Annotated in this window: 10 protein-coding genes; 2 read left to right on the top strand and 8 right to left on the bottom strand. The window is 70.4% G+C overall.

Annotation, left to right across the window (positions count from 1 at the left end; all coding sequences use genetic code 11):
- On the top strand, window positions 1-1,071 hold a 1,071-nt coding region (locus BKE38_RS22230; RefSeq protein WP_076959424.1), incomplete at its 5' end, for an ABC transporter substrate-binding protein.
- Between the two features lie 86 nt (window positions 1,072-1,157).
- Here BKE38_RS22230 and BKE38_RS22225 read toward each other — a convergent pair.
- The 7 genes from BKE38_RS22225 to BKE38_RS22195 form a co-directional block, all read right to left on the bottom strand.
- Window positions 1,158-2,150, bottom strand: a complete 993-nt coding sequence (locus BKE38_RS22225) for a Bug family tripartite tricarboxylate transporter substrate binding protein (protein ID WP_367596204.1) — start codon at window positions 2,148-2,150, stop codon at window positions 1,158-1,160.
- A 29-nt stretch (window positions 2,151-2,179) separates the two neighbouring features.
- Window positions 2,180-3,298, bottom strand: coding sequence for an ABC transporter ATP-binding protein (locus BKE38_RS22220; RefSeq protein ID WP_076959423.1), 1,119 nt, complete (start codon window positions 3,296-3,298; stop codon window positions 2,180-2,182).
- Window positions 3,299-3,300: 2 nt separating this feature from the next.
- Window positions 3,301-4,215 carry a sn-glycerol-3-phosphate ABC transporter permease UgpE gene (gene ugpE, locus BKE38_RS22215; RefSeq protein ID WP_076959422.1) on the bottom strand — a complete coding sequence of 305 codons (915 nt, stop codon included), beginning with the start codon at window positions 4,213-4,215 and terminating at the stop codon, window positions 3,301-3,303.
- Window positions 4,216-4,227: 12 nt separating this feature from the next.
- The gene (locus tag BKE38_RS22210) at window positions 4,228-5,112 is read right to left on the bottom strand and encodes an ABC transporter permease subunit (protein ID WP_076959421.1); all 885 of its coding nucleotides are present in this window, start codon (window positions 5,110-5,112) and stop codon (window positions 4,228-4,230) included.
- Between the two features lie 74 nt (window positions 5,113-5,186).
- On the bottom strand, window positions 5,187-6,521 hold the full coding sequence (locus tag BKE38_RS22205; protein WP_076959420.1) for an extracellular solute-binding protein: 1,335 nt from the start codon (window positions 6,519-6,521) through the stop codon (window positions 5,187-5,189).
- 114 nt (window positions 6,522-6,635) lie between these two features.
- Complete coding sequence (locus BKE38_RS22200) at window positions 6,636-7,460, bottom strand: PALP domain-containing protein (protein WP_131829683.1); 825 nt, start codon at window positions 7,458-7,460, stop codon at window positions 6,636-6,638.
- A gap of 4 nt (window positions 7,461-7,464) precedes the next feature.
- Window positions 7,465-8,370, bottom strand: a complete 906-nt coding sequence (locus tag BKE38_RS22195; RefSeq protein ID WP_076959418.1) for a polysaccharide deacetylase family protein — start codon at window positions 8,368-8,370, stop codon at window positions 7,465-7,467.
- 131 nt (window positions 8,371-8,501) lie between these two features.
- Here BKE38_RS22195 and BKE38_RS22190 point away from each other — a divergent pair, with 131 nt between their 5' ends.
- Entirely contained in the window at window positions 8,502-9,917 is a 1,416-nt protein-coding gene (locus BKE38_RS22190) for an amidase (RefSeq protein WP_076959417.1), read from the top strand.
- Between the two features lie 51 nt (window positions 9,918-9,968).
- On the opposite strand, the gene BKE38_RS22185 is transcribed toward BKE38_RS22190, so the two are convergent.
- Entirely contained in the window at window positions 9,969-12,575 is a 2,607-nt protein-coding gene (locus tag BKE38_RS22185; RefSeq protein ID WP_076959416.1) for a response regulator, read from the bottom strand.
- Window positions 12,576-12,690 lie beyond the last annotated feature (115 nt).

The following is a 12,690-nucleotide window of genomic DNA, read 5'->3' as shown; positions in this document are numbered from 1 at the left end:
CGGCTGCGCCAGCCGCCGCACCGCCTCGCCGGCCTGGGCGGCGTGCAGGGGCGGATGCTGCGGCTGGTCAAGGCCGAGGCGACGGACGCCGCCCAGGCCGGCGAGGCGGTGCGGCGGCTGGCGCAGCCGGCCAATGCGGCGGAGCGGGTGGCGGCGATTTTCGGCACCTGCGCCTCGCCGCTGTCGCTGGCGGCCAGCCAGGCCTCGGAGCTGGCCGGGCTGCCCTATTTCGAGCTCGGCGCGATCAACGATTCGATCACCACGCGCGGCTTCCGCTACCTGTTCCGCGCCTGCCCGCGCGGCAGCGACTTCGCAGCCCTCAGCCTGCGCGCCACCCGCTGGCTGCTTCCGGCGCTGTGGCAGACGCCGCTGGCCGGCCTGCGCATCGCCATCCTGCACGAGGACGCGCCCTACGGGCAGAGCGTCGCCGGCCCGCAGGAGGCCGGGCTGCAGGGCCAGGCGGGGTTGCTCGGCCGCTTCGGCTATGCGCCGGGAGGGCAGGATATCCCGGCCCTCGTCCAGCGGCTGCGCACGGCGGATGCGCAACTGCTGCTGCATGCCGGCCACGCCTCGGAGGTGATGCTGCTGTTCCGGGCGATGCGCGAGGCCGGCTGGCGGCCGCGCATGGTGATGGGCGCCGCGGGCGGCTACAGCCTGGCCGACACCGCCCAGGCGCTGGGCCCGGCCTTCGAGGGGGTCATGACCGTCGACTTCCCGCCCTATGCGGTGGCCGGGCGGATGGGGGCCGAGGCGCGGGCGCTGGCCGAGGCCTATCGCTCGAAATACGGGCATGACCCGCGCTCGGGCCACAGCCTGGCCAACAACGCCGGCGCGCGGATCTTCTTCGAGGCGCTGCACCGCGCCGGCTCGTTGGACCGCGAGAAGATCCGCGCCGCGGTGATCGGGCTGGACCTCGACGGGCAGGCGGCGCCGATGGGCTGGCCGGCGGATTTCGACGAGAACGGGCAGAACCTGGCAGCGCAGCCGGTGCTGGCGCAGTGGCAGGGCGGCCGCCTGGTCACCGTCTTCCCGGACACGGCCGCGGTGGCGACGCCCCTGCCCACGCTCTGAACGAAAAAGGGGCGCAACCCCAAAGGTCGCGCCCCTCGTTCGATGCAGCGGCCGCCGTCTCCAGGAGACGGCGGCCGCGTTGAAAATTAGTCGGCCTTGATGCCGGCCTCGCGGATGATGGGCTCCCACTTGGCGATCTCGTCGGTCAGGTACTTCTTCGCCGTCTCGGGGGTGCTGTCGCTGCGGGTGGTCATGGTCAGGTCGGCCAGGCGCGTCTGCACCGACTGCATCGCCAGCACCTGGTTCACCGCCTGGTTCAGCTTGGTGACGATCGGCTCCGGCGTGCCGGCCGGCGCCAGGATCATGTGCCAGGTATAGGCCTCGTAGCCGGGGACGCCCGCCTCCTGGAAGGTCGGCAGGTTCGGCAGCTGCGGCATGCGCTGCGCCGAGGAGATCGCCAGGCCCTTGACCTCGCCGCGCTGGACGAAGGGCAGCGCGCTGTTGGCGACGTCCAGCATCATGGCGACGGTGCCGTTCAGCAGGTCGGGCATGGCGGCGGCCGAGCCGCGATAGGGCACGTGGTTGACCTTCAGCCCGCCGGCCTGGCGCAGGAACAGCTCGCTGGCCAGGTGCAGCGCCGCGCCGTTGCCGGTGCTGGCATAGTCGTACTTGCCCGGGTTCTTCTTGAAGAGCTCGATCAGCTCGGCAAGGCTATTGGCGGGGACGGTCTTGTTGACCATCAGCAGCATCGGGATGGTGCCGGCCAGCGCCACCGGCGTGAAGTCGGTGACCGGGTCGAAGGGCAGGCTCGGATAGATGGCGCGGATCGCCGCCTGGGCGATCGTCGTGTAGAGCAGCGTGTGGCCGTCCTTCGGCGCCTTGGCCACGGCGTCGGCGCCGACGACCGTTCCGGCCCCGGTGCGGTTTTCCACGATCACGCGCTGCGGCAGCATCTTCGACAATTCGTCGGCGATCAGGCGGGCCGGGATATCGGTCGGGCCGCCGGCCGAGAAGGGCACCACCAGCCGGATCGGCTGGCTGGGCCAGGAACCCTGGGCGCGCAAGCCGGACGGCAGCAGGGCCGGGGCAGCGAGGCCAGCGCCGGCGACAAACAGCTTGCGGCGATTCATGAGCATCATGTCATTCCCAGGTTACGTTCCTGGCCGCTTTATCGTGCTGCGCTGGGGGCAAAGTCCAGCCCCGACGATGTTTCAGAATGGCGCAGGCTTTCCAGCTCCAGCCGCTCGCCGCTGACGGTGTCGAAAAGATGCAGGCGGTTGGCCGGCATCTCGAGACCGATCCGGCTGCCGCGCGCCGGCGCCGCCTCGGCCGCGACATGGCAGGCGATGGCCGTGCCGCCGGGCAGCTTGGCATGCACCAGCGCCGAGCTGCCGAGATCCTCGACCATGATCACTTCCGCATCGATCGGACCGCCGGTGACATGCTCGGGCCGGATGCCGAGCGTGACGGCGGCATTGCCATGGACGATGCGGCCGGCCAGGCGCAGCAGCGGGCCGCCGGCGAGCTTCACCACCTCGCCGCCCGGCATCAGCTCGGCGGGGATCAGGTTCATCGCAGGCGCGCCAAGGAAGCCGGCGACGAAGAGGCTGGCCGGGCGCTCATAGACGGCACGCGGGGTGCCGGTCTGCTCGACACGGCCGGCATTCATCACGACCAGGTGATCGGCCAGGGTCATGGCCTCCTGCTGGTCATGGGTGACCAGGACCGAGGTGGCGCCGAGCTGCTCGTGCAGGCGCCGCAGCTCGAGGCGCATCTGCACGCGCAGCTTGGCGTCGAGGTTGGACAGCGGCTCGTCGTACAGGAAGACCTTAGGGCGCCGGACCATGGCGCGGCCCATGGCGACGCGCTGGCGCTGGCCGCCGGAGAGCTGGCCCGGGCGGCGCTCGAGCAGCGCCGAGAGCTCCAGCGCATTGGCCACCTCGGCCAGGCGCGCCTGGCGCTCAGCCTTGGCCATGCCGGCGACCTTCAGCGGATAGGCGATGTTCTCGGCGACCGTCATGTGCGGATAGAGCGCGTAGTTCTGGAAGACCATGGCGCAGCCACGGTCCTTCGGCTCGCGCTCGTTCATGCGGGCGCCGTGGATGCGCAGCTCGCCGCCGGAGATGGTCTCGAGGCCGGCGATCATGCGCAGCAGCGTCGACTTGCCGCAGCCCGAGGGGCCGAGGATGACGATGAAGGCGCCTTCCGGCAAAGCCAGGTCGACGTCGTGGATGGCGGTGCTGCTGCCATAGACCTTGCGGGCGGCGCTGAACTCGATGGCGTGCATGCTCATTTCTCCGTCTGCACCAGGCCGCGCACGAACCAGCGCTGCATCAGGATGACGATGGCGAGGGGGGGCAGCATGGCCAGCAGGGCGCCGGCCATGACGATGTTCCATTCGGGGGCGCCGTCGCCGCGCGGCACCATGCGCGACAGCTGCACCATCACCGTGGCGCGCTCGGGCTCGGTGGTGACCAGCAGCGGCCAGAGATACTGGTTCCAGGCATAGACAAACAGGATGGTGGCGAGTGCGGCCATGGTGGTGCCCGACAGCGGCACCAGCACGTCGCGCAGGAAGCGCAGCGGCCCGGCGCCGTCCATCTTGGCGGCCTCCACCAGCTCCTCCGGGATGGTCAGGAAGAACTGGCGGTAGAGGAAGGTGCCGGTCGCCGTCGCGATCAGCGGCAGGATCAGGCCGGCGGTGCTGTTCAGCAGGCGCCATTGCAGGTCGACCTGGATGCCGGCGACCATCTGGATCAGCCAGGTCAGGCCGGTGACGTCGAGGATCGCCTGGAAGGGGCGCAGCGCATTGGCCGCCACCGCATAGGTGGGGACGATGCGAACCTCGAGCGGCAGCATCAGCGTGATGAAGATCAGCCAGAAGACCACCAGCCGCAGCCGCCAATGGAAGAAGACGATGGCGAAGGCGGCCAGCATGGCCAGCACGATCTTGCCCGCGGTGACGCCGATCGCCACCACCAGGCTGGTCATAAAGCGCGAGGCGAAGCCGCCGCGGGTCCAGGCCTCCGACAGGTTGTCGAAGAAATGCGGGCCCGGCAGCCAGTTGATGGGGACGCGGTTGACCCCGGCGATGTCATGCGTGGCCGCCACGAAGGCCAGCCAGACGGGGACCAGCAAGGCCACCGCCGAGAGCAACAGGAGAAAATGGGTGAAGAGGTCCAGCAGCGGACGGCGTTCGACCATGGCGGCGGGTCCTCAGCGGTAATGCATCTTCCGCTCGACGAAGCGGAACTGGACGAAGGTGAGGAGGACCATCAGCCCCATCAGCACGATGCTCTGCGCCGCGGCGCCGGAGTAATCGAGGCCTTTGAAGCCGTCGGCATAGATCTTGTAGACCATCAGGTCGGTGGCGCGGGCCGGGCCGCCGGCGGTCATGATGTCGACCAGGCCGAAGCTGTTGGTGAAGCTGTCGGTCAGGTTGATGACCAGCAGGAAGAAGAAGGTCGGCGCCAGCAGCGGCACCTGGATGTCGCGCATCCGCCGCATCGGCCCGGCGCCGTCCATCGCCGCCGCTTCCGTCAAGGCACGCGGGATCGACTGCAGCCCGGCCAGGAAGAAGACGAAGTTGTAGGCGACCAGCTGCCAGGCGCCCGCCAGGATCAGCATGAGCATGGCGTGCGTCCCGTTCAGCGACGGGTCCCAGGCGTTCGGCGAGATCGTGTTAAGCACGCTGAAGATGCCGGCCCGCGCGTCGAAGACGAAGCGGAAGATCATGCCGATGGCGGGCGCCGCGATGGCATAGGGCCAGATCAGCGCCACGCGCCAATGCCGGCTGCCGCGCACCTCCCGGTCGACGAAGAGGGCCAGCAGCAGCGCAGCACCGATCGCCAGGATGGAAGTGCCGACAGCGTAGACAATACTGACCTTCACGGAAGACCAGTAGTGAGCGCTGTTGAAAACTTCGAAAAAATTCTGCCAGCCGACCCATTCGCGGCCGCCGCCCCAGGGCTGCTCCAGGGTGAAGGCCCAGACGAAGGCCTCCCCCGTCGGCCAGTAGAAGAAGACAAAAATAATCAGCAGCTGGGGCAGGACCAGCAGCCAGGGCAGCAGCGGCGTGCGGAAGGTGGCGCGGCGTTCCAAGTTCTCTTCCCCGTCAATACGGCGAAAACCCCGCGCGCCGGTCATGGCGCGCGGGGCGGTTCAGATGCAGGCGATCAGGGCAGCTGGCGGCCGCGATAGGTCTGCTCGAAGCGGCGCAGCAGGCGGTTGCTCTCGGCCTGCAGGTCGTTCAGCGCCTGGTCCATCGTCTTCTGGCCGGAGAAGGCGGCGGCCATCTCGTTGGCATAGAGGGCGCGGATCTGGGTGAAGTTGCCGAGGCGCAGGCCGCGCGAGTTCTCGGTGGGCTCCGTCACCAGCAGCGAGGTCATCGCCACCTCGCGGCCGCGGTTCTGCGGCTGGTCGTAGAAGCCGCTGGCCTTGATGCTCTCGAAGCCGGTCCGCGTCACCGGGATATAGCCGGTGTTGGAGACCATGAACTGCTCCTGCTCCGGCTTGGCGATGAAGGCCAGGAAGGCGGCGGCGCCCTTGTACTCGGCGGCCGGACGGCCCTTCAGCACCCAGAGGCTGGCGCCGCCGACCATGCTGTTGGTGCGGTTGTGGCCGGCATAGAGCGGCAGCATGCCGACGCTCCACTGCAGGTCGGCCTTCGCCGTGCGCCCGATCGCCACGTGGTTGGCGATGGAGGCCATCATCATGGCGCATTCGCCCTGGGCGAAGCTGTCAGCAAGGCCCCGGCCACCCTGCGGCGTACGGATCTGGATCAGGCCTTCCTTCTGCCAGGCGATCAGGTTGTTGGCGTGGCGGCGGAACAGCGGCGCGATCTGCAGCTCGGCGTTCAGCCCGCCGAAGCCGTTCTGCTGCGTCGCCATCGGCAGGTTGTGGATGGCGTTGAACTGTTCCCAGTGCTGCCAGCTGTCGAAGTCGATGGCGATCGGGCAGGCATGGCCCTGGGCCTTCAGCGCGCGGGCGGCCTTCTCGACCTCTTCCCAGGTCTCGGGCGGCTTCTCCTGGCCGACGGCGCGGTAGGCGCCGGCGTTCCAGTACATCACCGCGGTCGAGCTGTTGAAGGGGAAGGACAGCATCTCGCCCTTGCTGGTGGCGTAGTAGTTGCCGACCGAGGAGATGTAGTTGTCCCACTGGACGCTGTAGCCGTTCTCGCTCATCAGCTGGCGCGCCGGCAGGTACTGGCCGGACAGCATCAGGTCGGTGGTGCCGACGTCATAGACCTGCACCATGGTCGGGTGCTCGCCGGCGCGGAAGGCGGCGATGGTGTTCTGCAGGGCGCGGTCGTAGCTGTTCTGGTTGGTGCAGACGATCTCGAACTCGTTCTGCGACGCGTTGAAGTTCTTGCAGTAGCTCTCCATCACCTCGCCGAGCTGGCCGCTCAGCCCGTACCACCAGGTGAAGCGGGTGCGGGTCTGGGCCTCGGCGTCATGCGCGCCGAAGGACAGCGCCAGGCCGGCGGCGAGCGCCGCGATCTTGAACTTCATGCGAACCCCCAAAGGATGGCGGGCCTGTCCGGCCGGCCTGATCGCGGCGGGGATTAGCGGCGCTGCATGGCAGCGGCTTTACGGTTGCATGACAGTCGGAAGACAGCGGAGGGTTCAGCCGATCGCCCGCGTTTTTCCGCCAGGCTGAAGCCCGGGAAGCGCGCTGCCGTCGAGCCGAAGCGCGGCGGCGCGGGCCAGCGCCAAGGGTTCCGAATGGGAATCGGCCGGCACGGCGAGGGCGGCGAAGGCGCTGCGCTCCAGCTCCTGCCAGGCGAGCAGGCTGGCCTCGCCCGGCGGCAGCTCCGGCAAGGCGCCGGCGGCGAGCGCCTCGAGCAGCCAGGCGCGCCCCTCCGGCTGCGCCACCACCAGCCGCGTCGGCAATCTTTGCGCGCGGATCTGCACGGCGGCGGCGGCGGCCAGGCCCCCTGCCCCGTCGGCCGCCACCAGGACGTCGGGCGGATCGGCCGCGAGGATCTGCGCCACCTGCCAGCGCTGCGCCTGCATGACGTCGCGCGGCGGCTCGGCGAAGCCGGGCCATGACGTATCGGCCAGCAGCAGCGGATGCTCTTCGCCGGCCGGCACCGTGCGGCTCGCCGCCCCGCAGCGCTGCGCCGCCTCGGCCAGGGCGGCACGGAAAGAAAGACTGCCGGCGACGGCGATGGTCACGCCATCCAGGGCCGCGCGATGCTCGCCCGCCAGCAGCGCGGCCGGCGCCGCTGCCAGCACGTCGCCACGCCGGGCAAGCTCCGCCGCCAGCAGCCGCGTCACCGCATGCGCGGCGCCGATCCAGGGATCGATGCAGGACGCTGCCGGATCGGCCGGCGCCGCCCAGGAGGCGATCGCCGCCGAGGCCCGGCGAAAGCCGGAGTCCGGCAGCACCACGATCCCCGGCACGCCGTGCCGGGGGTTGGGCTGGAACCGGAATCCGCTGTCCGCCACAGGATCAGAGCCCGCCCTGCTGCTTGCACCAGGCCGCGATCTCCTTGTGGGTCGCGAACCAGACGCCCTCATGCCCCTTGATGTATTCCACCACGCGGTCAAGGAGAGAGATGCGGCTGCGATGGCCGATGACATGCGGATGCATGGTCAGCAGGAACAGCCCGCCCTCGGCATAGGCGCCGTCGAACTCGGCGTTGAAGATCTCCTCCACCGCCGAGGGCGGCGTATAGGGCCGCAGCGCCGAGAAGCGCACCATGTTGAAATAGACCGCGTCGTCGCGGATCCATTCCGGCGGCAGCTCGACGATGCCGGTGGGCTTTCCGTCGACGGTGAGCTCATAGGGCTCGTCATCGGCCATCAGCGAGCTGTCGTAGAGCAGCCCCATCTCGCGGATGATCGACATGGTGTCGACCGAGAAGTCCCAGCTCGCCGTGCGGATGCCGACCGGGCGCTGGCCGGACACTTTTTCCAATGTCTCGGCGGCGCGCAGCGTCAGCTCGCGCTCCACGCCCGGCGGCAGCGTGGTGTTGGCCTCGTGGATCCAGGAATGGATGCCGATCTCATGGCCTTCCTCGGCCACCGCCCGCACCTCTTCCGGGTGCAGCAGCGCGGAGACGGCGGGATAGAAGAAGGTCGCCCGGGCGCCATGCTTGTCCAGCAGCTTGCGGATGCGCGGCACGCCCTGGCGCGCGCCATACTGGCCCTGGCTGATCCGCATCGGGCTCTCGTCGGAGTCGCGCAGCGGGATGGTCTCATGGTCGGCGTCGAAGGACAGCGCCACGGCGCAGCGCGCGCCATTCGGCCAGGCCTTGGGCTGCAGGCTGCGCCCGCCATAGGCGCGGCCGACGATCTTGCGCCAGGTCGGCTCGTCCCATTCCCAGGGTTTTTGGGTCGCGGGTTGATCGGCCATGCGGGAACTCCTGGTCAGCAAAAGGGGCGGCACTCTGCGCCCTCGGGCGGACCTCGCCAAGCGGAGCCGCCCTTTCCTCGGACAGCCCGCGGCGCCATCTTGCAGCCCACTGACCCCTTGAGAGCGCGCGCATGTCCGATACCGATCCGGCCCAGATGTCGGCCGAGCAGCTTCTGTCCCTCTATGCCAGCCGCCGCCTCTCCCCGGTCGAGGCGCTGCAGTCCGTGCTGGAGCGCGTGGCGCGCTACAACCCCTGGGTCAACGCCTTCGCCACCCTGAACCCGCGCGCGCTGAAGCAGGCCGGCGAATCCGCCACCCGCTGGGCCGCCGGCCGCCCGATCGGCCCGCTGGACGGCGTGCCGGTGACCATCAAGGACCTGCTGAACGTCCAGGGCCTGCCCACCCGCCGCGGCAGCAAGACCACCTCCGCCGCCCCGGCCGAGGAGGATGCGCCCGCCGTCATCGGCCTGCGCACCGCCGGCGCCGTCATCCTGGGCAAGACCACGACGACCGAATTCGGCTGGAAGACCCCGGGCGACTGCCCGCTGCACGGCATCAGCCGCAACGCCTGGAACCCGGAGCGCACGGTGGGCGGCTCCTCCTCCGGCGCCGCCGCCGCGGGGGCGGCCGGCTTCGGCCCGCTGCATGTGGGCACCGATGCCGGCGGCTCGATCCGCATCCCGGCGGCCTATTGCGGGCTGGTCGGGCTGAAGCCCTCCTATGGCCGCATCCCGCAATGGCCGCATTCGGCCTTCGGCCAGGTCTCCTGCGCCGGGCCGATGACGCGGACGGTGCGCGACGCGGCGCTGATGCTCTCGGCCATGGCGCGGTCCGACATCCGCGACCCCTATTGCATGCCCGACGACCCGCGCGATTGGCGCGCCGAGATCGAGGCGGGCGTCGCCGGCCTGCGCGTCGCCGTCGTCCGCAAGCTGGGCTTCGCGCCCCCCATCGACGCCGAGGGCGAGGCCGCGGTGCAGACCGCCGCCCGCATCCTCGCCGAGCAGGGCGCCATCGTGGACTATGCGGACCCCGTGCTGCCCGACACCCGCGCCATCTTCGGCCGCGTCTGGGGCGTGGCGCTCGCCCGCCTGGTCACCACCATGGCGCCCGAGAAGCGCGCCCTGCTGGACAACGGGCTGGAAGAGGTCGCCGCCCGCGAAGGCGCCATGTCCGCCATCGACTACCTGGGCGCCGAGGCGCTGCGCACCGAGGCCGCCCATGCCATGGCCGTCTTCCACCAGGATTACGACCTGGTGCTGTGCCCGACCACGCCGACCGCCGCCTTCGCCGCCGATGCGCCGACGCTGAGCCCGACCGAGGCGCTGTGGCAGCAATGGGCGCCCTGGACCTTCACCTTCAACCTGACCCGCCAGCCCGCCATCACCGTGCCGCTCGGCCTCGACGAGGACGGCATGCCGCGCGGCGTGCAGCTGGCGGCGGCCCAGCACAAGGATGACCTGTGCCTGCGGGCGGCGCGGGTGATCGAGAAGGCGGTGGCGGTGCCGGTGGCGAAGCCCGAGACCTGCCAGCACCATCACCATTAAAGAAAAGGCTGGGGGGAAGTATCCCCCCGGACCCCCTTCTATTTCTGCAAATCAGCGAGTCTTCAGCCAAAGCGCCTTCAGCGCACGTTCCAGCTGCAGCATCGCGAAAGGCTTCCCCAGGAAGCCCAGGCCATCGGCCAGCTCGGGCGGGATGCTCAGCGAACCCTCGGCATGGCCGGTGGCGAGCATCACCGGCAGGCCAGGATGCAGCTTGCGGGCCTCCACCGCCAGAGCGATGCCGTCCATCCCGGGCAGGGTCAGGTCGGTGATCAGCAGCGCGGGGCGCGGATTCTTGCCCAGCCAGGCCAGCGCCGTCTCCGCCTTGCCGGCCTCGGCCGGCGTCAGGCCCATGATCTCGACCATCTGCACCAGGTTCATGCGGATCAGCGGGTCGTCCTCGACCACCAGCGCCACCGCCCCCTCGGGCCAGCCGATCGGCGTCTCGCCGCCCTCGCCGGCAGCCTCGCCGGACCCGCCGCCCAGCGCCGCCGCGGCCAGCAGCCCGGGCTCCGGCGCAGCGGCCCCCAGCGCGCGGCGCAGATGGCGGGCCAGGTCTTCACGGCGATAGGGCTTGCTCAGCAATTGTACGTCCTCGTCCAGCCGGCCGTCATGGATGATGGCATTGGCGGTATAGCCGCTCGTGTAGACCACTTTAAGACCCGGCATCATCTCCTGCGCCCGCCGCGCCAGGTCGCGCGTCCTGATCGGCCCCGGCATGACCACGTCGGTGAACAGCAGGTCGACCTGCACGCCGCTGGACAGCACGGTCAGCGCCGCCTCCGCCTGCTCGGCCCGCAGCACGCGATAGCCCAGCCCCTGCAGCATTTCCACCACTGCCTCGCGCAGCTCGGCATCGTCCTCCACCACCAGGATGGTCTCGTGCCCGCCCACCACCGGCCCCAGCGAGCCGCCGCCCAGCAGGTCCTCGGCCCGGCGCGAGCGCGGCAGGTACAGCTTCACCGCCGTGCCCTGGCCAGGCTCGCTGTACAGCTTCACATGCCCGCCCGACTGCTTGACGAAGCCATAGACCTGGCTGAGCCCGAGGCCGGTCCCATGCCCCTCCTCCTTGGTGGTGAAGAAGGGCTCGAAGACGCGGGCCATCACCCCGGGCGGCATGCCGAGCCCGGTGTCGCTGACCGCCAGCATCACATACTGCCCGGGCTCCACCTCCAGATGGACAGCGGCATAATCCTCGTCCAGCGCGGCATTGGCGACCTCGATGGTCAGCTTGCCGCCCTCGGGCATGGCGTCGCGCGCATTCAGCGCCAGGTTCAGCAGCGCGTTCTCCAGCTGGCCGGGATCGACCTGGGTGTTCCACAAGCCGCCGGCCACCACCGCCTCCACCGCGATCCGCTCGCCCAGCGTGCGCCGCAGCAGGTCGGTCATCTCCTGCACCAGCCGCCCGGGATGGATCACCCGCGGGTCCAGCGGCTGCCGCCGGGCGAAGGCCAGCAGCTGCGCCGTCAGCCGCGCGCCGCGCGCGACGCCCGAGATGGCATGCCCCAGATGCCGCCGCCCGCCATGCTCCGGCCCGAGCTCCCGCCCCAGCATCTCGAGATTGGCGCTGACCACCTGCAGCATGTTGTTGAAGTCATGCGCGACACCCCCCGTCAGCTGGCCGATCGCCTCCATCTTCTGGGTCTGCCGCAGGATCGCCTCCGCCTGGGCGCGGCGCGTCACGTCGATGCAGGAGACGACGAAGCCGCCCTCCGGCATGGCGTTGCGATAGACCTCGAGCTCGCGGCCCGCCTGGGACAGCGACACCTGCTGCCCGCTGCCCGCCGGGCCCCGCACGCGGTCCGGCGCCGCCAGCACCGAGGGCTCACGCCGCCGGTCGATCGCCAGGAAGGCCGAGAAGGGCGTGCCCAGCTTCGCCAGCGCATGCGGGAAGTCGAGCAGCGTGAAGAACTGCCGGTTGCAGGCCACCAGCGCGCCGGCGGCATCGAAGGCCGCGACGCCGTCCTGGATATGGTCCAGCGTCGCCTGCAGCACCGCGCCCTTCTCGGCCAGCGCCGCCTCGGCGCGCTTCAGCCGGGTGTTGTTGCGCAGCAGCAGCAGCGTCCCCGCCGCGATCGCCGCCAGCGACAGCACGATGCCCGACAGCGCCGCCAGCAGGCTGGCATCCTGGCTGCGGTCCGCCGCCTCGACCTGCTGGCCCAGCGCCGCCTGCTGCTCGGACAGGATGGCCTCCACCGCGCCGCGGATGGCGAGCATCAACTCCCGCCCGCGATCGGTCTGCACCAGCGCGCGTCCGGCGGCGAAGCCCTGGTTGCGGCTGAGCGTCAGGCTCTCCGCCAGCTCCACCATCTTGTCCTCGACCAGGCCCTGCAGCCGCTCGGCCCGCGCCCGCTGCGCCGCGTTCCCGGCCAGCAGCTGCCCGAGCTGCCGCTGCAGCAACGGCACCTGCCGCTGCGCCGCCTCATAGGGGCCGAGATAGCTGTCGCGCTCGGTCAGGATATAGCCGCGCTGTCCGGTCTCCGCGTCCTGCACCGCCGAGAGCAGCGCCCGCGTCACATCGGCCACCCGGAAACTGTGCCAGACGGCCTGGCGGTTGGCCTGCAGCTGCGACGAGACATGGCTGGCCACCAGCAGGCCGAGCGAGACCGCCAGCAGCGCCAGGGCGACGGCCAGAATCGGCCATGGCTTGCCTCGCCTCATCGCCCACCCGCTCCCCCGATCCGCGAGACCGCTGCATAGCCCGCGGACCGGCCGGGCGCCATGCCGCCAATTCTCGCGGGCTATGCAGCGGTCTCGCGGATCGGGGGAGCGGGTG

It is taken from the genome of Teichococcus deserti (genome assembly GCF_001982615.1).
Lineage (GTDB): Bacteria > Pseudomonadota > Alphaproteobacteria > Acetobacterales > Acetobacteraceae > Pseudoroseomonas > Pseudoroseomonas deserti.
This window is presented reverse-complemented; position numbering and strand designations above follow the sequence as displayed.

Excerpts from the sequence above, each read along its gene's own strand:
- BKE38_RS22195 (WP_076959418.1), bottom strand. The coding sequence starts at position 8,370 with ATGGCCGATCAACCCGCGACCCAAAAACCCTGGGAATGGGACGAGCCG.
- BKE38_RS22185 (WP_076959416.1), bottom strand. The coding sequence starts at position 12,575 with ATGAGGCGAGGCAAGCCATGGCCGATTCTGGCCGTCGCCCTGGCGCTG.
- ugpE (WP_076959422.1), bottom strand. The coding sequence starts at position 4,215 with ATGGTCGAACGCCGTCCGCTGCTGGACCTCTTCACCCATTTTCTCCTG.
- BKE38_RS22225 (WP_367596204.1), bottom strand. The coding sequence starts at position 2,150 with ATGATGCTCATGAATCGCCGCAAGCTGTTTGTCGCCGGCGCTGGCCTC.
- BKE38_RS22220 (WP_076959423.1), bottom strand. The coding sequence starts at position 3,298 with ATGCACGCCATCGAGTTCAGCGCCGCCCGCAAGGTCTATGGCAGCAGC.
- BKE38_RS22205 (WP_076959420.1), bottom strand. The coding sequence starts at position 6,521 with ATGAAGTTCAAGATCGCGGCGCTCGCCGCCGGCCTGGCGCTGTCCTTC.
- BKE38_RS22190 (WP_076959417.1), top strand. The coding sequence starts at position 8,502 with ATGTCCGATACCGATCCGGCCCAGATGTCGGCCGAGCAGCTTCTGTCC.